The following is a 21,555-nucleotide window of genomic DNA, read 5'->3' on the forward strand; positions in this document are numbered from 1 at the left end:
CGCAACCGGCTCACTCGGCGGCGCCGCTGTGCCGTTCCAGGAAGTCGTAGAGCTCGGCGTCGTCGACACCCGGGAAGTTCCCCGACGGCAGCGGCGAGAGGATGTGCGCGTGCGCTCGCGCCGACGGCCACGCGGCGTCCTTCCAGCGCTCCTCGAGCGATGCGGGCGGGTTCTGGCAGCATCGCGGGTCGGGGCAGCTCGACTGCCGCCGCACGGTCGTCTCGCGCCCGCGGAACCACTTCGCGTTGTCGAACGGCACTCCGAAGGTGATCGAGAAGCGCCCGTCGTCGCCGGAGCCGACCTGCGTCTCGCACCAGAACGTGCCGGCGGGGGTGTCCGTGTACTGCGCGAGTGCGGTCGTGTGCTGGTTCGACGAGAGCGCCGCGCGGGCGCCGAACTCGCGGCAGGCGAACTGGCCCTCGACCGCACCCGTGACGTCCGCGGGCAGCGGCAGCCCGTCGTTCTCGTACACGCGGTAGATCGCCCCGTCGTAGCCCACGCGCAGGAAGTGCACCCTCAGGTCGAGGTGCGCGGTCGCGAGATTGGTGAGCCGCTGCGCTGCCGACTCGTGCGTCACCCCGAAGGCATCCCGGAAGTCGTCGACCGCCAGCTCGCGCCGCTTCTTCGCCCCCTGCAGGTAGGCGACGGCGGCCGCGCGCGGCATCAGACAGGCCGCGGCGAAGTAGTTGATCTCGAGCCGCTGTTTGAGGAACGTCGCATAGTCGCCCGGCGCCTCGTGACCGAGCACGCGGTGCGCGATCGCCTGCAGCGCCATCGACCGCAGCCCGTGGCCGCCGGGGATCGAGGCGGGCGGCAGGAAGATGCGCCCGTTCGCGAGGTCGGTGATCGACCGGGTCGAGCGCGGCAGGTCGTCGACGTAGAGCAGCTCAAACCCCAGCTGCTCGGCCATGAGCGCGACCTCGCGGTGCGTGAGCGCGCCCTGCGTGTGGCCGGTCGCGCGCACCCGCTCCTCGGCCTCCTGCTCGATGTCGGGCAGGTAGTTGTCACGCGCGCGCATCCACTCGCGCTGCTCGGTGTTCGCCCGCCTGGCCTGCTCGGGCGTCGCGATCTGCTCGCGCATGCGCCGCGCGAGCTCACGATGCATGCCGACGAGCGCCTCGAGCACCTCGGTCGGCGTTCCCCGCGTCGGGCGCACCACGGGCAGGCCCGTCGATGCATAGAGGGGGGATGCCTGCGCGCGCGTCAGCTCGATCTCGAGCGCGCTGCGCGGGTCGGGGGCCTCGTCGGCGAGCAGCTCAGACAGCTCGACCTCGAGCGCCGCCGCGAGCGCGCGCAGCAGCGACAACTTCGGCTCGCGGCGGCCGTTCTCGACGAGCGACAGCTGGCTCGGAGCGGCACCGACCGCGGCCCCGAGCTGCTCGAGGGTGAGGCCGCGCGCGCTGCGGAAGTGACGGATTCGACGGCCGACGGTGACCAGGTCGGCGTTGCCCTGTGCCATGCCTTGACCTTACGTCAAGAATCCGGTTTCTTCGCCTCGGTTTTCTCTCGAGCCGCGCGGATTCCTCGCCCAGAGTGTCATCACGGCGAACTTTTCGCCGCATGACCACCCACGGCACCAACGAAGGAGCCCGCCATGACGATCTTGGAAGCGCGCGCCGCCGCGCACGCCCCCGACGCCTCCGACGACGACGACGAGTTCGACCGCACCCCCGACCGCGCCCCCGGGCTGCACGCCTGGGTCGAGCAGATCGCGGCGCTCACCGAACCCGACCGCGTCGTGTGGTGCGACGGCAGCGACCGCGAGCGCCACGAGCTCACGAAGGTGCTGCTCGACGAGGGCAAGCTGATCAGGCTCAACGGCGAGTACCGGCCCGGCAGCTACCTCGCCCGCAGCGACCCCGACGACGTGGCGCGGGTCGAGAGCCGCACCTTCATCTGCTCGGCCAGCCGCGAGGACGCCGGCCCCACTAATAACTGGGTCGACCCGGCCGAGATGAAGACCGAGCTGACGGCCCGCCTCCGGGGTGCGATGCGCGGCCGCACCCTGTACGTCGTGCCGTTCTCGATGGGGCCGGTCGGCGGCCGCCTCTCGAAGCTCGGCGTGCAGCTGACCGACAGCGCCTACGTCGTGCTGAGCATGCACATCATGACTCGCGTCGGCGCGGCGCCCCGCGCACTCATCGAGAGCGGGGAGCCCTGGGTCAAGGCGCTGCACTCGGTCGGGTGCCCCCTCGTGGACGAGGCGGGCGTGCGGCATCCCGACGTCGAATGGCCGTGCAACCCCGACAAATACATCGCGCACTTCCCGCACGAACGCGAGATCTGGTCGTTCGGCTCGGGCTACGGGGGGAACGCGCTGCTCGGCAAGAAGTCGTTCGCGCTGCGCATCGCGAGCGTGATCGCCCGTGACGAGGGCTGGTTGGCCGAGCACATGCTGCTCATCAAGCTGACGAGCCCGGCCGGGCGCCGCTTCCACCTGGCCGCCGCGTTCCCGAGCGCCTGCGGCAAGACGAACCTCGCGATGCTGCGCTCGACGCTGCCCGGCTGGAGCGTCGAGACGCTCGGCGACGACATCGCGTGGCTGCGCCAGGGCGAAGACGGCCGCCTGTGGGCGATCAACCCAGAGGCGGGATTCTTCGGCGTGGCGCCCGGCACCGGGGAATCCACCAACCCGAACGCGATGCAGACGATCTGGGGCAACACGATCTTCACGAATGCCGCCCTCACCGACGACGGCGACGTGTGGTGGGAGGGCATGACCGCGCAGCCGCCCGCTCATCTCGTCGACTGGACCGGTGCCGACTGGACCCCGGGCCTGGGCCGCCCGGCGGCGCACCCCAACGCCCGCTTCACGGTGCCAGCCGCCCAGTGCCCGTCGATCGCCGACGACTGGGAGGCGCATGACGGCGTGCCCCTCGACGCGATCATCTTCGGCGGCCGCCGCGCGAGCAACGTGCCGCTCGTGCTCGAGGCGCGCGACTGGAACCACGGCGTGTTCCTCGGCGCGACCATCGCGAGCGAGCAGACGGCGGCGGCCGAGGGAGCGGTCGGCGAACTGCGCCGCGACCCCTTCGCGATGCTGCCGTTCTGCGGGTACAACATGGCCGACTACTGGGCACACTGGGTCTCGGTCGGGCGCCGGCTCGGCCCGCAGGCGCCCAAGATCTTCCAGGTGAACTGGTTCCGCAAGGGCTCAGACGGCCGCTACCTGTGGCCGGGTTTCGGAGACAACGTGCGGGTGCTCGCGTGGATCGCCGCGCGACTCGAAGCAGGCAATGCCGAGACGGGGCGCGGGGCGGGGGATGCCTCAGCCGCGGACGGCCCGCTCGGAGTCGTGCCCGCGCCCGGCGCCCTCGACGTGTCGGGTCTCGACCTGGCGGAGTCCGACCTCGCCGAGCTCTTCGCGGTCGACCCCGCGGCCTGGCTGGCCGAGGCCGAGCTGACCGAGGAGTTCTTCGCCGGCTTCGGTGAACGCGTCCCGAGCGAGCTGCACGCCGAGCTGGCCGAGCTGCGGGCACGGCTCACCCGAGCCGACGGGGGCCGGCCGTGAAGGTCGCACTCGTCGCGGGGGTCGCCCACCGGCTCGGCCCCGCCTATGCGCAGGCGCGCGAGCTGGGCGCCCGGGGCTACCACGTGATCCTCGGATCGAGCGAGCGCGGGGCGGCCGAGCTGCTGTCCGCCGAGCTGCGGGCCGAGGGGTTTTCCGCGACCCCGATGCGCCTCGACCTGCGCGACGCGGCGGGCTGCGCAGAGGTCGCCGCCGAGGTGCGCCGCAGGTTCGGGCGGCTCGACGCGCTGGTCGTCGAGGAGGGGCGCCACGGCGCGAGGCTGCGCGCGGCGCTCGGCCCCCTGCTCGACGCGGTGCCGGCGTAGGCATCCGCTCGCCCTGCTTCTGCGCTCGCCGAGCGGCCGACGCGGCGGACGTGGACGTGGGCATGGACACGCGGCATCAGCGCCCCCGGTCGCGATCGAACTCGCCCCAACTGGGAACCGCACCGTCATGACGGTGTTCGAGGGGCAGGGTTGGCTGCAGGTCTGCGAGCTGCTGCTCGCGTTCGGGCTGAGCGCGCTGATCGGGCTGGAGCGGCAGCTGCGCGGCCGCAGCGCGGGGCTGCGTACGCAGTCCATCGTCGGAACGGCGTCGGCGCTGTTCATGCTCGTGTCGAAGTACGGCTTCATGGACGTGCTCTCGAGCAGCGTGATCCTCGACCCCTCGCGTGTCGCCGCGCAGATCGTGTCGGGCATCGGATTCCTCGGCGCGGGCCTCATCCTCACGAGGCGCGGCGCCGTGCGGGGACTCACCACGGCGGCATCCGTGTGGGAGACGGCAGCGATCGGCATGGCCGCGGGCGCCGGCCTCTGGCTGCTCGCCCTCGTCGTGACCGCCTTGCACTTCGTGATCGCCTACGGGCTGCGCGCCGTGAGCATGCGGCTGCCCGGCAGCCGCAGCGCCGAGATCCAGCTCGAGGTGGTCTACGAGGACGGTCGCGGGCTGCTGCGCGGCATCCTCAGCTCCATCACCGGCAGCGGCTGGGCCGTGCAGCGCGCGGAGCCGCAGGCGCCGGGGCCCGGCGGCACCGCCGCGCTCACGCTCGAACTCGCCGGTGCCGCGAACCCGGACCCGCTCGTCGCCACGCTCGCCGACATCGACGGGGTGCGCAGCGTGCAGCTGATCGGCGAGAGCGATCTCGAGTAGCGCTGACCCCGGCTGTGTGACTGGCCCGCGGCCGACGCGAGCGGTGCGCCGGCCGCCGCGCACCGATCACGCGATCGGCACGGTTCGGTCGTCGCCGATCCTCTTCATCACCAGGGTCGACGTGAGTCGCTGCACGCCGGGCAGCCCGCTGAGCTGCGTGTCGAACAGCTGCTGGTACGCGGCGAGATCTGCGGTGAGCACCCGGAACAGGTAGTCGGGCTGGCCGAACAGACGCTGCGCGTCGGTGATCGCCGGGATCTCGGTGACAGCGGCCTCGAAGTCGGCGACCGTCTCGACTCCGGTGCGCTCCAGGGTGACGAAGACGATCGCCTCGAAGCCAAGGCCGACAGCCTCGGGCGAGACGATCGCCCGGTATCGCTCGATGGCGCCCGAGTTCTCGAGATCCTTGAGCCGCCGATGGCACGCGCTCAAGCTGAGACCGATGCGCCCGGCGAGCTCGGTGGCGCTCATCCGCCCGTCGTCTTGGAGCAGAGAGAGAATCTCTCGGTCTAGTGCGTCCATCTTCGCAAGTCTTCCACCATCTGCGCCGAACTGGTCGAAGAAACGGAGCACCTTCTGGCGCTTCCTGCGTAGCCTCGTAGCCCTACGCAAAGGAGATGACGGTGGACATCACACTGCTCGGTCAGTTCTGGCTGGTCGCCGTGCTGCTCGCCGTGACCCCGGGGGCCGATTGGGCCTACGCCATCTCGGCGGGGTTGCGCGCCCGCTCAGCCTTCCCGTCGATCGTCGGAATGCTCTCGGGGTATGCGCTGGTCATCGCCGTCATCGCGTTCGGCATCGGCGCTCTCGTCACCCGCTACCCGATCGCCCTGACCGCCCTGACGCTCGCCGGCGCCTGCTATCTCGTCTATCTCGGCGTCTCTGTGCTTCGGCGCCGGGTCGAGGAGGTCCGGGCGTCCGACCAACCGATGCGAGGACGCGCCATGGCCCAGTTCCTGCGCGGCGCCGGCGTCAGCGCCATCAACCCGAAGGGCCTGCTGCTCCTGCTCGCGCTGCTCCCCCAGTTCACTTCGCCGACCGCGGCGTGGGCGCCCGCTGCACAGATGCTCGTTCTCGGCAGTCTGCACCTGCTGAACTGCGCGGTGGTCTATACCGTCGTCGCGCTCCTGGCACGCCGCCTCCTCGGTTCACGCCCCCGGGCGAGCGTGGTCGTCGCGAAGGCATCCGGCGTCATCATGGTCGTGCTCGGAATCTCGATCCTCATCGAAGGCGCCCACGCGTTGCGCTAGCCGCGCATCCGGCAGACGTTCCCGCTCGAGGCGGTGGAGAGCATCTTCGAGTACGCCCCTGAGCAGGTCGTCGCCGGCATATCGCCGCGGCACGCACTCTTCCTCGGGGCCAGCAACGATCTCGCCGTTCCCCTCTCGGAGACCGAGTCGCTCTTGCCGACGCGGGCGAGCCGAAGCGGCTGCACGTCTACGACATGGCGCACTACGTTGTCTACGAGCACCCGCACGTCAACCGCGCCATCAGCGATGTCGTGGCGTTCCTCGCCGAGCACGAGGTCGGGCCGGCGTAGCGGGCGTCACGCAACGAGCGAGAAACCGGCCACGAGCAACGCAGATTCGCGGGAGGACGGGCCGACGAGCACTTCGAAATCTCCTTCCTCGACACGCCGAACCCCCGCCGCGTCCACGATGGAGCACTCGGAGACCGGAAGCTCCACACGCACTCTGGCCGACTCGCCCGCGGCGAGATCGACCTGACGGTAGGCCTTCAACTCCTTATCCGCCCAACTGACGCTGGTGATCGTGTCACGCACATACAGCTGCACGGTTTCGCGTACCGGGCGGGTGCCGGTGTTGCGAACCGTTACCTCAGCCACGATGGTGTCGCTCGGCCCGAGGCGGGTCCGCGCGAGCGCCAGGTCGGCGTACTCGACGGTGGTGTACGAGAGGCCTTCGCCGAAAGCCCAAGTCGGCTGCTGCGTGAGGTCGGCGTAGCGGTCGCCGTGCTGCCCTCGGATCTGGTTGTAGTACGTCGGCTGCTGACCGACGTGCCGGGCGAACGAGATCGGCAGGCGCCCGGATGGCTCGATGCGACCGGCGAGGAGCTCGGCGATCGCCCGGCCGCCCTGCATGCCCGGATTCGCGGCCCAGATCACGGCGGCCGCGTGGGCGACCGATTGCGGCAGGACGAGGGGCTTCGACGCGAGAAGGATGACGATGACGGGCTTCCCCGTCGCGATCATCTCGTCAAGCAGGGCGGTCTGCCCCCCGATGAGCTCGAGCGTCGCGGTCGAGCGGCCCTCCCCCACGAGCTCGATGCGGTCGCCGACAACGGCCACGATGACGTCCGACGCGTCGGCTGCGGCGGCGGCATCGTCGAGCAGGCCCTGGTCCGGCGGACAGGGCACGACCACCTGTGGTCGAGGCTGCCCGTCGGGGAACGTCGCGCCCCGGGGGTCGTCCTCAAGGGTGAGGATGCCTGCGCCGGGAGCGTACCGAACGGACCAGCCATCGATGTCGCGGATCCCGTCGAGCACCGTGGTGATCATCTGCCTCGGTTGGCCGTCGAGCCAACCGGCCTGCCCTGATCCTCCCGCCCAGTCGCCGAGCTGAGTCTGTGCGTCATCGGCGAGAGGGCCGACCACCGCGACACGAAGCGGATTCGAGCCAGAAAGGGGCAGGGTTCCGTCGTTCTCGAGCAGCACGATTGAGCGGCGCGCGACCTCGAGATTGAGCGCGGCGCCGGAGGCGCTGCCTATCACGCTGTCCAGATCCGAGATCGGAAGGCGCGGGTTCTCGAACAGGCCAAGGTCGAACTTGAGCGCCAAGATGCGCCCCACGGCGGCGTCGAAGGCATCTTCAGACAGGAGGCCCTGGGCGACGGCCTCCAGCGCGCCTTCGTAGAAGAGCGGCGTGGTCATCACCATGTCGTTCCCGGCGATCACCGCTGCGGCCGCCGCGTGGGCGTAGTCGGGCTGCACCTTCTGCTCCCACACCATGCGGCCGACGTTGTCCCAGTCGGTGATGAGCGTTCCGGTGTAGCCCCACTCGCCGCGCAGCACGTCGTTGAGGAGCCAGTCGTTCACCGTGATCGGCACGCCGTCGGTGCTCTGGTAGCCGAGCATGAAGGTCCGGCATCCCTCCCGCGCCACCCGCTCGAACGGTGGGAGGAACCAGCTACGCAGCTTGCGCCGAGAGATGTCGGCCTCGCTCGCATCGCGGCCGCCCTGCGTCTCCGAGTACCCGGCGAAGTGCTTGGCCGTCGCGAGGATCGCGGTCGGGTCGCCGAGCCCCGTGCCCTGATAGCCCCGCACCATGGCGCTCGCCAGCTCGCCGATAAGGAAGGGATCTTCACCGAACGTCTCACTTATGCGCCCCCAGCGCAGGTCCCGGGCGATGCACAGCACCGGCGAGAAGGTCCAGTGCACCCCCGTCGCAGCGACCTCTTCGGCGGTGGCGCGGGCGACTCGTTCGATCAGTTCGGCATCCCAGGAGGCGGCCATGCCGAGCTGCGTCGGGTAGATCGTCGCACCTGGCCAGAAGGAGTGGCCATGGATGCAGTCCTCGCCGACGAGCAAGGGGATCCGCAGCCGGGTCTCCTGAGTCAGCCGATTGGCCTCGAGAATCCGCTCAGGCGAGGTGTGCAGGATCGATCCGACGTGGCGCCGCAGCACGTGGTCGCGCAGGTCGTCGCGCGCGTCGAGCTGCAGCATCTGCCCGACCTTCTCTTCGACGCTCATCCGCCCGAGCAGGTCGCTGACGCGCTCGGCGGTCGTCAGGGATGGGTCCTGGTAGGGCAGATACTCGCGGTCGACGGGAGCCGTGGGCGCCCCCAGTGACGTCATACGGCGTCGCCTTCCGACGCGGCCCCGCCGGCGGCAGCGGCCGCCTGCGCGGTGCGAACCTGGGTTACCGAGGCGTTGATGTTGAGGCCCCTTCGCTTCATGGACCGAGCGCGCTCGCCGGCAGAGCGCAGGCGCGGGTTGACGTACTCGTCGATGCCGAAGTTGATCAGCGACAGCGCCACGCCGAGGAGTGCGATGCATAGGCCCGCCGGCACATACCACCACCAGTAGTCGGGAAACGCGTTGTTCTGCTGCGCCCAGAACAGGATGGTCCCCCAGTTGAGATTCGACACTGGGATCACACCGATGAAGGCAAGGGTCGTCAGCCCGAGCACCGCCGCCGTCATGGTGCCGACGAAACTCGAGGCAATGATGGCCATGAGGTTGGGCAGCATCTCTACCAGGATGATGCGGTGCAGCGGCTCGCCGTTGGCGCGGGCGGCCTGGATGAAGTCGCGATTGCGCAGCGACATCGTCTGCGCGCGCAACACTCGCGCGCCCCACGCCCAGCCTGTGAAGCCGAGGACGGCGGCGACGACCCAGAGCGGCGGGTCCTGGAATTGCGAGGCGACGATGATCATGAGCGGCAGCCCCGGAATCACGAGGAACACGTTCGACAGCGCCGACAGTGATTCGCTCCGCCAGCCGCGCAAGTAGCCGGCGGTCACGCCGACGGCGATCGCTACGACCGTGGCCATGATGGTTGCGAGGAATCCGACGACGAGGACGCCACGGGTTCCGTAGACGAGTTGGCTGAAGACGTCCTGGCCGATGTGCGTCGTGCCGAGGAGATGATGCAGCGACGGGGGCTGCAGCGTGTCGTTCAGATTCTGAGAGTTGGGGTCCGTCGGCGCGATCCACGGGGCGAAGATCGCGACGAGCGCGAAAACGCCCAAGATGATGAGACCGGTGGCGGACTTCGCGTTCCCGAACATCGCCATCGAGGCTTTAAGCTGCGACCAGAATGTCTTCTCCGGGGCGCGTTCCGTGCTGCCTTCCGGACCGGTGGCGAGGATCACCGCGGTCTCGGGAGCACCGGCGCCGACCGGTTGCACGGTGGCGGGCGTCTTCTCAGCGGGCGTGTTCATGATCAGGCCTCCGTCTGGCGGGTGCGGGGATCGAGGATGGCGTACGCGACGTCCGCGAGGATGTTCGCGACCAGAACGGCGAGAACGAGGACGAGGAAGATGCCTTGCATCAGCGCATAGTCCTTCGCGTTGGTCGCGTTGAGGAGCAGCAATCCGATTCCGGGGTAGGAGAAGACCATCTCCATCACGAGCGTGCCGCCGACGATGAAGCCGATCGCAAGGGCGAAGCTCTGGATTTGCGGGAGCACCGCGTTGCGGGCGGCGTACTTCCACAGCACTCGCTGGTTCGGCATGCCCTTGGCCTGCGCGACCGTGATGTAGTCCTCGTCAAGCACGGTGAGCATCATGTTCCGCATTCCGAGCACCCAGCCGCCGAGGGACACGATCACGATCGTGGCCACCGGCAGCGCGGCGTGCGAGACCACCTCTGAGATGAAATCGCCGTTCCAGCCGGGTTCGACACCGATCTCGTACGCGTGGCCAGCGGGGAACCAGCCGAGCGCGGTGGAGAAGATCGCGATGAAGATCAGTCCGAGCCAGAAGTATGGGACGGTGCCGAGGAACGTCGTGACCGGGACGAAAGCATCGAGGCGGCTCCCGCGTCTCCACCCGATCACGGCGCCCAGGCCCGTCCCGATAAGGAACGAGATGATCGTGGCGACGCCGACCAGTCCCAGCGTCCACGGAAGCGCAGAAGCGATCGCATCGCCCACGGGCGCGAGCCCGGTCGAGATCGAGACCCCGAGATTGCCGTGCAGGAGCATGTTCCAGTAGTTGAGGTACTGCTCCCAGAGTGGGACCGATTTGTCCAGGCCGAAGAGGGCACGCAGCGCCTTCTCAGCGGCTGGCGTCAGCTGACCCTGACTGCGCGCCATGAACGAGTCGACCGCGTCCCCCTTCAGCAATCGAGGCAGGAAGAAGTTCATGGTGATCGCTGCCCAGAGGGTGAACAGGTAGAACACCGCGCGGCCGCCGATAAAGCGCCAGGGAACACGCGAGCCCTGTCGATCCGTGCCGGTGGCAGTCGTCCCAACGAGCGTCGGGTCGATCGTTGTCTGCGAATCGGCGCTCACTGCGCACCTCCCGAAGTCCGTGCCGACAGTTCCCGGAAGTGCTTCTCGGGGTCGGGCGAAGCGGCGCGCAACTCGCGCGTGTAGGGGTCGCGCGGGTTCAGGATGACGTCGTCGGCAGGGCCTTGTTCGACGACCCTGCCCTGGTTGAGCACCATGATCTCGTCACTGAAGTGCCGCGCGGTTGCCAGGTCGTGCGTGATGTACAGGACGCCGAGCCCCTCCTCTCGCTGGAGGTCGGCCAGAAGCCCGAGCACACCCAGGCGGATCGACACGTCGAGCATCGACACCGGCTCGTCAGCGACGAGGATGGCGGGACGCGATGCGAGCGCACGGGCGATGGCGACGCGCTGACGCTGCCCGCCCGACAGCTCGTGAGGACGTCGGTCGATCACCGCGTCGGCATCGAGGCGCACCCGCAGCAGCAGTCGCCGCACCTCGTCGTCGACCTCGTTGCGTGGAACGACGTCGTCCAGCCTGAGCGGGCGCTCGATGTGATGGCGGATCGAGTGATAGGGGTTCAGAGAGGCGAACGGGTCCTGGAACACCATCCGCAGCTGCTGGCGGTAGCGCCGCAGGCCCTTTCCTGAGCGCGGAATTGGGACGCCGTCGAGCAGGATCTCGCCGCGAGTCGGCGTCTCGAGCTGCGTGAGGATCTTCGCGATCGTCGACTTGCCGCTTCCGGACTGGCCGACAAGGCCGATCGTCTGATGCGAATTGAGCGTGAAGCTGACGTCGTCGAGGGCCTTGAGCTGTCCCGCGCCGCGGACGTTGTAGATCTTCGTGACGTTCTTGAACTCGAGGGTCGTCATCGCGCGACCACCCCCTTCTCGCCCGTGAGCCGCGGGAACGAGGCGAGGAGCTTTCGGGTGTACTCGTGCTGCGGGTCGTTCCAGATGCGCTCGGCGGGAGCCAACTCGACGATTTCGCCCTCGCGCATGATCGCAATGCGGTCGCTGATCTCGAGCAGGAGAGGAAGGTCGTGGGTGATGAAAATGACCGAGAAGCCGAACTCGTGCCGCAGCTGGGAGATCTGCCGCAGGATCTCGCGCTGCACGAGAACGTCGAGGGCTGTCGTGGGCTCGTCCATGACCATCAGCTGAGGGCGCAGCGCCAGCGCCATCGCGATCATGACGCGCTGGCGCATGCCGCCCGACAGTTCGTGCGGATATGAGCGCAGTCGCTGGCCACCGACCTTCACGATCTCGAGGAGCTCCACGACCGCATTGCGACGCTCGACGCGGCTCATCTCGGGTCGGTGCACGAGGAAGACGTCCTCGAGCTGCGAGCCGATCGTCGCCACCGGATTGAGGGCGTTCATCGCGCCCTGGAAGACCATGGAGACCTTGTCCCAGCGGAACCGGCGCATTTCCTCCACGCCGAGGGAATTGATGTCGACATCATCGCCGGACTTGTCGTGGAAGACGACGTCTCCGCCGGTGATGACGGCCGGGGGCCGGAGGAGGCGCTGCACGCCGTAGGCGAGAGTCGTCTTGCCGCAGCCACTTTCGCCGGCGAGACCGACGATCTCACCGCGCTTGATGTCGAGGGTGACGTCCTTCACCGCACGGACCGGCGGATCCACGTCGTACACGACCGAGAAGTCGCGCACAGAGAGGAGAGAGTCTGTCATGAGCTTGTCGCTTTCCTGCTGACCGCGAAGCGCCCGGGGCGGAGTCGGATCGCTCCCGCCTTCCGCCCCGGACTTATCGGAGTGGTTACTTGCCCGCAGGCTTCAGCTTCATGAGGACCTGTACCGCCCAAGGCTGCGTCGGGTCGGCCGTCGCGTACTGGTCGTCCTCGCTCGGCCACCCCGTGTACTTCCAGGTGTTGTACTCGCCAAGCTGCGGGTGGGTGCCGATCGGGATCGCAGGGACGTCATCGACGAAGATCTTCTGGATCTTGTTGAGTGCGACGGCGCGTGCTGCGTCGTCCGAGGCGGACGCGTACTCCTTGAGCAGAGCGGTCGCTTCGGGGTTGTTGTACCGTCCGAAGTTGTCTGCCACCTTGCCGCCGGAGGCCTGGTCGAGGTAGGCGCCGTTCATCACGTCGTCGTAGATGTGCCAGGGGTTCGAGCCGCTGCCGGTCCAGTGCAGAACGGCGTCGAAGTTGCCCGTCGCGACGTTCGTCGTCCACGTGTCGGCGTCGGGCGTGGCGACCTTGGCGTCCGCGCCCAGCGTCTTCTTGATCTGCGTCGCGATCAGCTGGATGCCGGTGACGTAGTCGTTCCACCCCTGGGGGTCCTGCAGCGTGAACGAGACCGGCTTGCCCGAGGGATCGATCAGAGCGCCGCTCTTCCAGGTATAGCCGGCGTCAGTGAGCACCTTCTTGGCGCCGTCGACATCGATCTTCAAGTCCTGCCCCTTGTACTCGGGCGCGATGTACTGATCGCCCGTCGGCTGCGGGATGCCGGTCACGCTCTTCAGCTCGGGACCGGCGTTGCTGCGGGCCTTCTCAGCGTGCGCCTTGCGGTCGACGACCATGTTGACGGCCTTGCGGAACGCGACGTTGTTGAACGGAGCCTTGGTCGTGTTGACCTCGATCATGTCCGGGCTCAGGATGTTCGCACCCCAGAACACGTTGTGCTTCGGGTCCTTGTCGACGTAGTTCTTCTGGTAATCGGTGATGAAGATCTGGGCCCAGTCGGTCTCGCCGCTCTGGAGGCCTCGGAGAAGACCCGTGTTGTCGTTGTACTCCAGGTACTTGAGCTGGGCCACCGGAACCTTGCCGCCCCAGTAGTCCGTGCGCGCCTTGAGCACGACGCCCTGCGACGAGAACGTCTGGATCGTGTACGGGCCCGTGCCGACGGCATCCTTGACCGCGTCCTTGGTCGGGTCGGCGATGTTCTTCCACTGGTGCTCGGGAACGATGCCCACCTGGAGCACATCGCCCTGCTTGACGAACTTCGACTCCGAGAAGCTGAGGACGACGTTGCCGCCGACCTTCGTGATGTCCGAAAGCTTGAGTCCACCCAGGTCGAGCGCCGGATTGTTCTTGATGAGGTTGTAGGTGAAGACGATGTCGTCGGCGGTGAAGGGCTTCCCGTCACTCCACTTCACGCCGGCACGAGGCGTAACCGTGAGCTGCGTGAAGTCCGCGTTCCACTCCACCTTCGAGGCCAGCCACGGCGTGGTCTCGTTCTTGCCCACCGGGTTCACCATTGCGAGCGGCTCGAAGATCATCCGGTCGTATCCGAGCGATACACCGGAGCCGGTGCTGATGAACGGGTTGTTGATCTCCGTGGTCAACACTGCGGCGCCGTCGGGCTTGGCGATGGTGAGTGATCCGCCCGATGCGCTCGAGCCGCCCGATGCCTTGGATCCGCTGCCTGAGCACCCCGTCAGCGCCAACGCGCCGAGGGCCGCAATTGCGGACGCCGTGATCATGTACTTCCTAAGCCTCATTGCTTCTCCCCTGGGAACAACACTGTTTCCGCGGCCTGCAACGCAGGCGACGTCGGCTGACGATAGCTTGCTTACTGACCAGAAAGCAAGTTGCTGATGCCGGGTGCTAGGCTCGCCCATCAGCAGAAAGCAGAAGGGCGGTGCCGTGGCCAGCACAACCCCTCGCCCAGAGACCGAGCGCAAACGCAATGAGATCCTCCGCGCCGCGATGGAGACGTTCGGCGCCAAGGGTTCGACGAACGGAACCCTGGCAGACATCGCCGAGCAGGTCGGCATGACGCACGCCGGCGTCCTGCACCACTTCGGGTCCAAGCGAGCACTGCTTCTTGAAGTGCTCGAGCATCGCGATCAAGACGATGTCGCGCACCTTCACGGCCAGCACATGCCAGGCGGCGCCGCGCTGTTCATGCATCTCGTCGGAACTGCGTTGCGCAACAACCTGCGCCCCGGAATCGTTCAGGTCTACACCGTGCTCTCGGCCGAGGCCGTGACCGACGGCCACCCGGCGCGAACATTCTTCGAGGAGCGCTATCGCTCGTTGCGTACGGAGATCGAGGCCGCATTCCGAGAATTGTGCGCGAGCGAGAATGTCGGCGACCCCGACACCATCGACCAGGCCGCCGCGTCGATTCTGGCTGTTATGGACGGCTTGCAGTTGCAGTGGCTGCTTGATCCGAAGGCCATCGAACTTGCGGCCGCCACCGAGTTCGCGATTCAGGCGATCGTGAACGCTGTCCTGCGTCCGGGGCCGTCACTGTCCTCCTACGTCCGCGAGCCCTAACTGTCCCATTATGCGAAAAATCCCCGGCAAGACCGGGGATTCTTCTTGTGGAGCCGCCTAAGGGAATCGAACCCTTGACCTATTCATTACGAGTGAATGGGTAAATCGCAGTTTCGCCTTGATTTACATGGATTCTACAGCCCGAAGCGCCACATCTTGCACCATATATCGATCCGCAAGGGTGCGCTTCGGTGCATGGTCAGGAGTTCACAACAGGGCTTTTCTGCCGGGTGTTCTCGTCGTCGTCGGTGACCGATAGGACGCCGGAACCTCCACGGCCTGCGCTCATCGGCCCCGGATCACTGCTCAGTGACAAGATCTGGGCACGGCTCGCTCCGTAGAGCGGGTCGCCGCGAACGTGCGGCTCAGATACGATCGCGGCGCCGCAGGGGATGCAGCTGGTCGAGCGGTGATGGTTGCGCACGCGGCACGGATGCGACGGTCGCGGCTCCTCTACGGGGTGTCGGGACGACGGTATTCGCCGGGTGCGAGGTGCTCCAGCCATGTGGTCGTGGTCGCGCGGTCGTCGGCGTTGTCGAGCATCGCGAGGTGTTCCATGAAGTCGTCTGGGGTCGCTCCGTGCCAGTGCTCTTCGCCTGGCGGGGTGTAGATCGTGTCTCCGGGATGGGCTTCGATGGTGGTGCCGTCGCGGGTGCCGATCAGTGCGACGCCTTCGGTGATGTGCAGCGTCTGTCCGAGTGCGTGGGAGTGCCAGGCGGTATGAGCACCGGGCGCGAAGCGAACGCGGCTTACGGTCATTCGCTGGTCGCCGTCCTGCGGTGCGGCGATCGAGTCGACCCAGACGTCCCCGGTGAAGTTCGAGGCCGGACCCTGGGAGGTCGGTGACTTCGGCACGACTTTCACGGCTTCTCCGTTCCGTCGGCGTTCTCAGTGTCGCCGAAGACCTGCTTGGCGACGAGGATCGCGGACATCGCCTTCGGCCAGCCGGCGTAGAAGGCGAGGTGGATGATCGCTTCCTTCAGCTCATCCTCGGTCAGCCCGTTCTGCTTCGCCAGGCGCAGGTGGCTGACGAGCTGCTCGGTGCTGGAAGAGGTGACGAGGCTGGCAACCGTGACGAGGCTGCGGTCGCGGCGGGTGAGAGCGGGGCGTGCCCACACGTCGCCGAAAAGGACCTCATCGGTGAGCTCGGCGAGCTTCGGGGCGAAGTTGCCGACGAGTTGCTGCGCACGGCTCGGCTGTGCGTTCTCGGGCATGTCAGGTTTCCTTCCTCATGACAGGGACGGACAGATCACGATGCGGTGGCGTCGGGGAAGTCGGTGCTGTGGCTGAGGTCTTCCCATTCGTCGATCTCGGCGTTCTGCTGGTCGAGCTCGGCGCGGATGACCTGGATGGCGTCGGAGCCGAGCAGCACACGCAGCGGCGGGTTCGCGGCTTCGGCGAGGCGGATGAGGGCCTGCGCGGCGCGCGCCGGGTCGCCGGGCTGCGTGCCGTGGGTGTGGTCGTTCTCGATGCGGCGCAGCCCTGCCGTGTTCGCGTAGTCGCCGATCGGCGTCGCGGACTGCTGCAGCGAGCGGCCGGCGAAGTCGGTGCGGAACGCGCCGGGCTCGACGATCACAACGCGGATACCGAGCGGCTCGGCTTCCTTCTGCAGCGCCCAGGAGACGCCTTCCAGGGCTGCTTTGCTGGCGGAGTAGTAGCCGGAGCCGGGGTTGGAGAAGCGGCCGGCGATCGAGGAGATGTTGATGATCGTGCCGGAGCGCTGCGCGCGCATGCCGGGCAGGATCTGGCGGATGAGGTCGACGGGGCCGAAGAAGTTCGTCTCGAACAGTTCCTGCACTTCCGCCGGATCGGCTTCCTCGACTGCGGAGCGGTAGCCGTGGCCGGCGTTGTTGACGAGAACGTCGATGGTCCCGAAGCGTTCAGTTGCCTGCTGCGCGACGTTGGCGACTTGCTCGTGGTCGCGCACGTTCAGCGGCAGCGCGAGGGCGGTGTCAGGGTGTGCAGCGGCGAGCTCGGTGAGGTTGTCCGGGTTGCGAGCAGTGATGACCGCGTTGTGGCCGGCGTCCAAGACGGCCTCGGCCAGGGCGTGGCCGAGCCCGGTGGAGCAGCCGGTGATGAGCCAGGTAGACATGTGGGTCCGTCCTTTCGTGGGGTCAGTCGGTGGCGTCGGTGGACAGGGTGAGCTGTTCATGCCGGACGATGTCGGCCTGCTCCGCGTCTGCGGCAGCGCGGTAGCCGGCGAGTGCGTCGCTGCCGAGTAGCAGCAGACCGGGCGGCTCGGTCTCGGCGGCAGCGGTGAGGATCGCGGCCGCCGCTTTGGCCGGATCGCCGCGCTGGGGTCCGAGTTGCTGGCCTCCGCTACGGCCGAGGACTTCGTCGTAGTCCGCGATCTGCGTTTCCGAGCGGCGGGCGGAGCGGCCGCGGAAGTCGGTTCGGAAGGAGCCGGGCTCCACGACCATCACACGGATGCCGAGCGGACCGACCTCCTTGCGCAGCGCCCCGGAGATGCCTTCCAGTGCGGCTTTCGCGGCCGAGTAGTAGCCGCCGCCGGGCAGCATGATCCGAGCCCCGACTGAGGAGACGTTGACGATCAGCCCGGAGCGACGCTCCCGCATCCCCGGCAATACCGCCTTGATCAGGGCGACCGGCCCGGTGAAGTTGGTGGCGAGCATGGCGGCGACCTGCTCGTCCTCCCCTTCCTCGATCGCGGCGGTGTAGCCGTACCCGGCGTTGTTGACCAGCACGTCGATGCGGCCGAACCGTGCCTCCGCTTCACGGACGACGGCCGTGATGCTCGCCGGGTCGGTGACGTCCAGCCGGAAGGCCGCGGCGGTCTGCGAATGTGCGTCGAGGAGGTCGCGGATCGTTTCCGGGTCGCGGGCCGTAAGTGCGACCGTGTGACCGGCGGCCAGGGCTTGTTCGGCGAGGGCGCGGCCCAGGCCGCTGGAGGTGCCGGTGATGAACCACGTCGACATCAACGGGTCTCCTTTCCGGCTCAGGAGTTGTCGACAGCCTTGGGGAAGCTGCGCGTGTTCAGCAGCTCCGGGTCCGGTCCGCCGCGCAGGCCCGTGTCCAGGGCGTCGATCGCCGCGAGCTCGGCCGGGGCGAGGCTGAAGTCGAAGACGGCGAAGTTCTCTGCGATCCGGGCAGCCTTCGTCGACTTCGGAAGCGCGGAGCGGCCCTCATCGAGGTGCCAGCGCAGCACGATCTGGGCGGGCGTCTTGCCGTACTTGGCGGCCAGCTCCGTGATCACCTGGTGCTCGAGGACGTTGCCGCTTCCCGGCACGTCAGAGGGGCGGTAGCGGTGGATGCCGCCGATCGGGGACCACGCCTGCGTGAGGATGCCGAGCGTCGCGTCGGCGTGCTGGACGGTGGCGTTGGTGAAGTACGGGTGAACCTCGACCTGGTTGATCGCCGGCACGATCGAGGTCTTCTCGATCAGCCGGGTGAGGTGGTCGGGGCTGAAGTTGGAGACGCCGATGGCGCGCACTTTGCCCTCGGCGAGCTTCTGCTCGAGCATCTGGTAGGCGGCGATGGTGTCGTCGAAATCGACCGGGGTGGGCTGGTGCAGCAGGTACAGGTCGACGTAGTCCAGCCCGAGACGGCGCAGGCTGGCCTCGAATCCGACCTCGGCCTTGTCGGCCTGGTAGTCGCTGATCCACAGCTTGGACTCCACGACGATCTCGGATCGGTCGAGACCGGACTGGCGGAAGCCTTCGCCGACTTCGCGCTCGTTGCCGTAGGAGGCGGCGGTGTCGATGAGCCGGTACCCGTCCTCAAGGGCGGTGGTGACCGAGGAGATCGTCTCCTCCGGAGGGGTCTGGAAGACGCCGAAGCCGAGGGCGGGGATCTCCAGCCCGTTGTTCAGCGTCACGGTGGTCTGAGCGGTCATGATCGTGGTGCCTTTCGCATAGCAGTGGTGATAAGAATCGTGGGACCGGGTCAGGGGCGCACGAGGACCTTGAGCGCCTCGCGGTCGTTCATCGCCCGGTAGGCCTCGGCGATGTCGGTCAGCGCGACGGTGCGGTCGAAGACCTTCCCGGGATGAATCGACCCGTCGAGCACCCTCGGCAGGAGCGTTTCGATGTAGGCCCGGGCGGGCGCGACGCCGCCGGTGAGGGTGATGTTCGGGAAGAACATGGTCGGGAAGCCGACGTTCGCGTCCTGATACTGCGGTACCCCGACCCGGGAGACGGTGCCGCCCTTGCGGACTACGCCGAAGGCCTGGTCGTACGCGTCCTTGAAGCCGACAGCCTCGATGACGACGTGGGTGCCGTCGCCATCCGTGAGGTCCTTGACCTTCTGGATGCCTTCCTCCCCGCGCTCGGGCACAACGTCGGTGGCGCCGAACTCGACGCCGAGGTTCGTGCGGTCGGTGTGCCGGCCCATCAGGATGATCCGCGACGCGCCCAGCAGCTTCGCGGACAGCACCGCAGACAGGCCAACGGCGCCATCACCGATTACGGTGACCGTTGTGTCAGAGCTCACGCGGCCCTTGACGGCGGCGTGGTAGCCGGTGCACATCACATCCGAAAGGGTGAGCAGGTCCGGCAGCAGTTCGGAGTCCTCAGGTACGGGAAGCTTCACGAGGGTGCCGTCGGCCTGCGGAACGCGCACAGCCTCGGCCTGCCCGCCGCCGACATCCCCGGAACCCCAGGCGCCCCCGTGGCGGCAGGAGGTGTGCAGGCCCTCCCGGCAGAAGTCACAGGTGTTGTCGGCCCACACGAACGGGGCGAGAACGAGATCGCCCTTCTTCACGGTCTGCACGTCTGTGCCGGTCTCTTCGACGATTCCGAGGAATTCGTGGCCCATCCGGGCGATCCCGGATCGGGTGCCGCCGCCGTGGTAGGCGTGAAGGTCCGAGCCGCACACGCACGACAGGGTGATCCGCACGATCGCGTCAGTGGGCTGGAGGATCTTCGGCTCCTCGGTCTCCTCAACGCGAACGTCACCGGGGCCGTACATGAAGGTTGCGAGCATAAGAGTGGTCGTGCCTTTCTCGAAAGCGACGCGAGTACCGACGATCGTTCGCCGGGCCGTGTCTTTCCAATCTGCGCTCTTCCACGCTGGCATGGCAGTTGCCTGCGACCCAGGTACCGCCAGCCCACCCCACCCGGCCGCGGGCGGGACTGCGCCCCTACCGACCGGGCGGGACTTCCCAGGCGCGGCCCAGGGCGGCGTAGCCGCGGTCGGCGAGCAGATGCTCCAACGAGGCCAGATCGGCCAAACGCCGGTCTTCGGCGACAGCCCGCTCCAGGATGCTCAGGTGGTGGGTGAGCTCGTATTGGAGCTCGACCCGCGCCTTACGGCCGACGTCGGAGAACGCGTCGCCGGCGTCATTGAGCTGTTCGAGCTTTGCGACCGCGGCCGCGGAGCGGGCGGACTGCGCGCGGACAAGACGCCGCGGGAAGAACCAGCTGGTCCCCCAGGTGACCGCCGCCGCCGACAGTGCGCCGATGACGGTGTCGGTGAAGCGGTCGAAGGTGAGCGTCGCAACGGACGCGTCGGGGCTCGCGGCCTCCACCGCAAGCAGCGCCATGGGGGTGATGAGGATCAGGGCCAGCGCGTAGTTCATCGGGAAGACGAGGTACTGGCCGATCATGCACACGATCACCACGACAACGGCCCACCACGCGGAGGGATGCGCGGCGGAGACCGCCCAGACCACGCCGACACCGATGAGCGTGCCGACGGCGCGGTGCGCGGCCCGGCGGGTCGCGGTCAGCCGGTCCATCCATTGGTTGATGACGATCGTTGCGGTGAGGATCGCCCAGTATGGGTGGCCTATCCCGGCGGCCTGACTGACGATGCCCGCGATGCCCGCCGCCAGTCCCATCCGCCAACTCGTGAACCATTCGACCGAATGTGCGCGCAGCGCATGCGATAGCAGGAATCGCCAGCCCGGCCGGCCCAGCAGTAGCGGGGTGTCTGCGCTCAGCGGGCGCACTCCCGCGCCCATGCCGAGCCGCTCAAGGACGGTGTGTGCGAGGCTGCGGTTCAGCTGCAGAAGGTCCCCGACCAGCGCGCGGTGCCGCCGGCTGCGATTCGCCGGCCATGCGGACTGAAGTGTCAGCCAGGCGGAATTGACCGCCTGGTAGGCGGCGTTGCGGGTCAAGCGCTGCGCCTCAGCGTCCCCGATCTGCCCCTGGTAGGCGCTCACCGCGCGGTGGGCGGCGGCGACGGCGCGCCGCTCGGGACCGTGCGGGGCGAAGGCGAGCGGCACCAGCAGGAATGCAGAGGTGAGCACCGAGGCGAACGCGGTGACGCCGACCATCTTCCAGCCGAGCTGCGCGTCGGCGCCGAAGAAGGTGCCGATCACCGCTGCGTAGAACATCATCACCGGGCTGGGACCCCGGGTGAGCATGAAGGCGTAGTAGAGCAGCCCGACGATCAGGATCACCAGCACGCTCACCGGCACGACCGCCCACCGGATCGGAGCCACCACAACCCCCAGCGACATCGACGCGGTCAGCACGGCCGAGACCAGCAGGCTGTTGCGCACGCGCGCCCACAGCGGTCGCCCCGTCTCCCAGAACGGGGTCAGCGCTCCCAAGAGGGAGATCAACCCCAGCTGCGGCGTGAACAGCAGACACGAGATGACCACCGTCGCCGTCGAGATCCCCGCATTGACCACGTTCGGCACGATCGTGCCTGGCACATACCGGGGTGCGAAGAAGCCCCAGACCGTACCCATGGCCCGTTTCAACGGCAGAGAAGACAGCACTCCATCACACAAGCACTGCATGCGTCGATCTGGGGTGGGCTGCCAGTCACTCCCAC

At 67.9% G+C, this 21,555-nt stretch carries 21 protein-coding genes and 1 tRNA gene; 6 read left to right on the forward strand and 16 right to left on the reverse strand.

Annotation, left to right across the window (positions count from 1 at the left end; genetic code table 11):
- Positions 1–10: 10 nt before the first annotated feature.
- On the reverse strand, positions 11–1,459 hold the full coding sequence (locus ABD716_RS07210) for a helix-turn-helix domain-containing protein (RefSeq protein ID WP_344775298.1): 1,449 nt from the start codon (positions 1,457–1,459) through the stop codon (positions 11–13).
- A gap of 135 nt (positions 1,460–1,594) precedes the next feature.
- Here ABD716_RS07210 and ABD716_RS07215 point away from each other — a divergent pair, with 135 nt between their 5' ends.
- The 3 genes from ABD716_RS07215 (at position 1,595) to ABD716_RS07225 (ending at position 4,657) form a co-directional block, all read left to right on the forward strand.
- Entirely contained in the window at positions 1,595–3,511 is a 1,917-nt protein-coding gene (locus ABD716_RS07215) for a phosphoenolpyruvate carboxykinase (GTP) (RefSeq protein WP_344775300.1), read from the forward strand.
- The gene (locus tag ABD716_RS07220) at positions 3,508–3,834 is read left to right on the forward strand and encodes an SDR family NAD(P)-dependent oxidoreductase (protein ID WP_344775302.1); all 327 of its coding nucleotides are present in this window, start codon (positions 3,508–3,510) and stop codon (positions 3,832–3,834) included. Before ABD716_RS07215 ends, ABD716_RS07220 begins: the two co-directional genes overlap by 4 nt.
- Before the next feature lie 127 nt (positions 3,835–3,961).
- Positions 3,962–4,657, forward strand: a complete 696-nt coding sequence (locus tag ABD716_RS07225; RefSeq protein WP_344775304.1) for an MgtC/SapB family protein — start codon at positions 3,962–3,964, stop codon at positions 4,655–4,657.
- 66 nt (positions 4,658–4,723) lie between these two features.
- On the opposite strand, the gene ABD716_RS07230 is transcribed toward ABD716_RS07225, so the two are convergent.
- Positions 4,724–5,179 carry an Lrp/AsnC family transcriptional regulator gene (locus tag ABD716_RS07230; RefSeq protein WP_344775306.1) on the reverse strand — a complete coding sequence of 152 codons (456 nt, stop codon included), beginning with the start codon at positions 5,177–5,179 and terminating at the stop codon, positions 4,724–4,726.
- A gap of 101 nt (positions 5,180–5,280) precedes the next feature.
- On the opposite strand from ABD716_RS07230, the gene ABD716_RS07235 reads away from it, so the two are divergent.
- Positions 5,281–5,907 (forward strand): LysE family translocator, encoded by a 627-nt coding sequence (locus tag ABD716_RS07235; RefSeq protein ID WP_344775308.1) that lies wholly within the window; start codon positions 5,281–5,283, stop codon positions 5,905–5,907.
- A gap of 296 nt (positions 5,908–6,203) precedes the next feature.
- Here ABD716_RS07235 and ABD716_RS07240 read toward each other — a convergent pair whose 3' ends face one another.
- The 6 genes from ABD716_RS07240 to ABD716_RS07265 all read right to left on the reverse strand — a co-directional run bounded on the left by ABD716_RS07240 (position 6,204) and on the right by ABD716_RS07265 (position 13,811).
- Positions 6,204–8,471, reverse strand: a complete 2,268-nt coding sequence (locus ABD716_RS07240) for an exo-beta-d-1,3/1,6-glucosidase (RefSeq protein ID WP_344775310.1) — start codon at positions 8,469–8,471, stop codon at positions 6,204–6,206.
- Positions 8,468–9,559 carry an ABC transporter permease gene (locus tag ABD716_RS07245; protein ID WP_425553401.1) on the reverse strand — a complete coding sequence of 364 codons (1,092 nt, stop codon included), beginning with the start codon at positions 9,557–9,559 and terminating at the stop codon, positions 8,468–8,470. The genes ABD716_RS07240 and ABD716_RS07245 overlap by 4 nt, the downstream gene beginning before the upstream one ends.
- Positions 9,560–9,561: 2 nt before the next feature.
- The gene (locus tag ABD716_RS07250) at positions 9,562–10,632 is read right to left on the reverse strand and encodes an ABC transporter permease (RefSeq protein ID WP_344775312.1); all 1,071 of its coding nucleotides are present in this window, start codon (positions 10,630–10,632) and stop codon (positions 9,562–9,564) included.
- Positions 10,629–11,441, reverse strand: a complete 813-nt coding sequence (locus tag ABD716_RS07255) for an ABC transporter ATP-binding protein (protein ID WP_344775314.1) — start codon at positions 11,439–11,441, stop codon at positions 10,629–10,631. Before ABD716_RS07255 ends, ABD716_RS07250 begins: the two co-directional genes overlap by 4 nt.
- Entirely contained in the window at positions 11,438–12,262 is an 825-nt protein-coding gene (locus ABD716_RS07260; RefSeq protein WP_344775316.1) for an ABC transporter ATP-binding protein, read from the reverse strand. The genes ABD716_RS07255 and ABD716_RS07260 overlap by 4 nt, the downstream gene beginning before the upstream one ends.
- A gap of 85 nt (positions 12,263–12,347) precedes the next feature.
- Positions 12,348–13,811: an ABC transporter substrate-binding protein gene (locus ABD716_RS07265; RefSeq protein ID WP_344775318.1), complete on the reverse strand. Its 1,464-nt coding sequence runs from the start codon at positions 13,809–13,811 to the stop codon at positions 12,348–12,350.
- Here ABD716_RS07265 and ABD716_RS07270 point away from each other — a divergent pair.
- Both ABD716_RS07270 and ABD716_RS07275 read left to right on the forward strand, forming a co-directional pair.
- Entirely contained in the window at positions 13,717–14,130 is a 414-nt protein-coding gene (locus ABD716_RS07270; RefSeq protein ID WP_344775368.1) for a hypothetical protein, read from the forward strand. The genes ABD716_RS07265 and ABD716_RS07270 overlap by 95 nt on opposite strands.
- A gap of 48 nt (positions 14,131–14,178) precedes the next feature.
- Positions 14,179–14,814: a TetR/AcrR family transcriptional regulator gene (locus ABD716_RS07275; RefSeq protein WP_344775320.1), complete on the forward strand. Its 636-nt coding sequence runs from the start codon at positions 14,179–14,181 to the stop codon at positions 14,812–14,814.
- Between the two features lie 48 nt (positions 14,815–14,862).
- On the opposite strand, the gene ABD716_RS07280 is transcribed toward ABD716_RS07275, so the two are convergent.
- The 8 genes from ABD716_RS07280 to ABD716_RS07315 all read right to left on the reverse strand — a co-directional run bounded on the left by ABD716_RS07280 (position 14,863) and on the right by ABD716_RS07315 (position 21,469).
- Positions 14,863–14,965, reverse strand: a tRNA-Thr gene (locus ABD716_RS07280).
- 302 nt (positions 14,966–15,267) lie between these two features.
- Complete coding sequence (locus tag ABD716_RS07285; protein ID WP_344775322.1) at positions 15,268–15,678, reverse strand: (R)-mandelonitrile lyase; 411 nt, start codon at positions 15,676–15,678, stop codon at positions 15,268–15,270.
- Complete coding sequence (locus tag ABD716_RS07290; protein ID WP_344775324.1) at positions 15,675–16,028, reverse strand: carboxymuconolactone decarboxylase family protein; 354 nt, start codon at positions 16,026–16,028, stop codon at positions 15,675–15,677. The genes ABD716_RS07285 and ABD716_RS07290 overlap by 4 nt, the downstream gene beginning before the upstream one ends.
- A gap of 35 nt (positions 16,029–16,063) precedes the next feature.
- The gene (locus ABD716_RS07295) at positions 16,064–16,906 is read right to left on the reverse strand and encodes an oxidoreductase (RefSeq protein WP_344775326.1); all 843 of its coding nucleotides are present in this window, start codon (positions 16,904–16,906) and stop codon (positions 16,064–16,066) included.
- 22 nt (positions 16,907–16,928) lie between these two features.
- Positions 16,929–17,750 carry an oxidoreductase gene (locus ABD716_RS07300; protein WP_344775328.1) on the reverse strand — a complete coding sequence of 274 codons (822 nt, stop codon included), beginning with the start codon at positions 17,748–17,750 and terminating at the stop codon, positions 16,929–16,931.
- A gap of 20 nt (positions 17,751–17,770) precedes the next feature.
- Positions 17,771–18,667, reverse strand: a complete 897-nt coding sequence (locus ABD716_RS07305; protein WP_344775330.1) for an aldo/keto reductase — start codon at positions 18,665–18,667, stop codon at positions 17,771–17,773.
- A 50-nt stretch (positions 18,668–18,717) separates the two neighbouring features.
- Complete coding sequence (locus ABD716_RS07310; protein ID WP_344775332.1) at positions 18,718–19,755, reverse strand: zinc-binding dehydrogenase; 1,038 nt, start codon at positions 19,753–19,755, stop codon at positions 18,718–18,720.
- Positions 19,756–19,912: 157 nt separating this feature from the next.
- Positions 19,913–21,469 (reverse strand): FUSC family protein, encoded by a 1,557-nt coding sequence (locus ABD716_RS07315; protein WP_344775334.1) that lies wholly within the window; start codon positions 21,467–21,469, stop codon positions 19,913–19,915.
- Between the last annotated feature and the right edge of the window lie 86 nt (positions 21,470–21,555).

The sequence above is a fragment of the Gryllotalpicola kribbensis genome (assembly GCF_039538245.1).
Classification (GTDB): Bacteria; Actinomycetota; Actinomycetes; order Actinomycetales; family Microbacteriaceae; genus Gryllotalpicola; species Gryllotalpicola kribbensis.

Excerpts from the sequence above, each read along its gene's own strand:
- ABD716_RS07210 (WP_344775298.1), bottom strand. The coding sequence starts at position 1,459 with ATGGCACAGGGCAACGCCGACCTGGTCACCGTCGGCCGTCGAATCCGT.
- ABD716_RS07215 (WP_344775300.1), top strand. The coding sequence starts at position 1,595 with ATGACGATCTTGGAAGCGCGCGCCGCCGCGCACGCCCCCGACGCCTCC.
- ABD716_RS07225 (WP_344775304.1), top strand. The coding sequence starts at position 3,962 with ATGACGGTGTTCGAGGGGCAGGGTTGGCTGCAGGTCTGCGAGCTGCTG.
- ABD716_RS07230 (WP_344775306.1), bottom strand. The coding sequence starts at position 5,179 with ATGGACGCACTAGACCGAGAGATTCTCTCTCTGCTCCAAGACGACGGG.
- ABD716_RS07240 (WP_344775310.1), bottom strand. The coding sequence starts at position 8,471 with ATGACGTCACTGGGGGCGCCCACGGCTCCCGTCGACCGCGAGTATCTG.
- ABD716_RS07245 (WP_425553401.1), bottom strand. The coding sequence starts at position 9,559 with ATGAACACGCCCGCTGAGAAGACGCCCGCCACCGTGCAACCGGTCGGC.
- ABD716_RS07255 (WP_344775314.1), bottom strand. The coding sequence starts at position 11,441 with ATGACGACCCTCGAGTTCAAGAACGTCACGAAGATCTACAACGTCCGC.
- ABD716_RS07260 (WP_344775316.1), bottom strand. The coding sequence starts at position 12,262 with ATGACAGACTCTCTCCTCTCTGTGCGCGACTTCTCGGTCGTGTACGAC.
- ABD716_RS07265 (WP_344775318.1), bottom strand. The coding sequence starts at position 13,811 with ATGATCTTCGAGCCGCTCGCAATGGTGAACCCGGTGGGCAAGAACGAG.
- ABD716_RS07290 (WP_344775324.1), bottom strand. The coding sequence starts at position 16,028 with ATGCCCGAGAACGCACAGCCGAGCCGTGCGCAGCAACTCGTCGGCAAC.
- ABD716_RS07295 (WP_344775326.1), bottom strand. The coding sequence starts at position 16,906 with ATGTCTACCTGGCTCATCACCGGCTGCTCCACCGGGCTCGGCCACGCC.
- ABD716_RS07300 (WP_344775328.1), bottom strand. The coding sequence starts at position 17,750 with ATGTCGACGTGGTTCATCACCGGCACCTCCAGCGGCCTGGGCCGCGCC.
- ABD716_RS07305 (WP_344775330.1), bottom strand. The coding sequence starts at position 18,667 with ATGACCGCTCAGACCACCGTGACGCTGAACAACGGGCTGGAGATCCCC.
- ABD716_RS07310 (WP_344775332.1), bottom strand. The coding sequence starts at position 19,755 with ATGCTCGCAACCTTCATGTACGGCCCCGGTGACGTTCGCGTTGAGGAG.
- ABD716_RS07315 (WP_344775334.1), bottom strand. The coding sequence starts at position 21,469 with ATGGGTACGGTCTGGGGCTTCTTCGCACCCCGGTATGTGCCAGGCACG.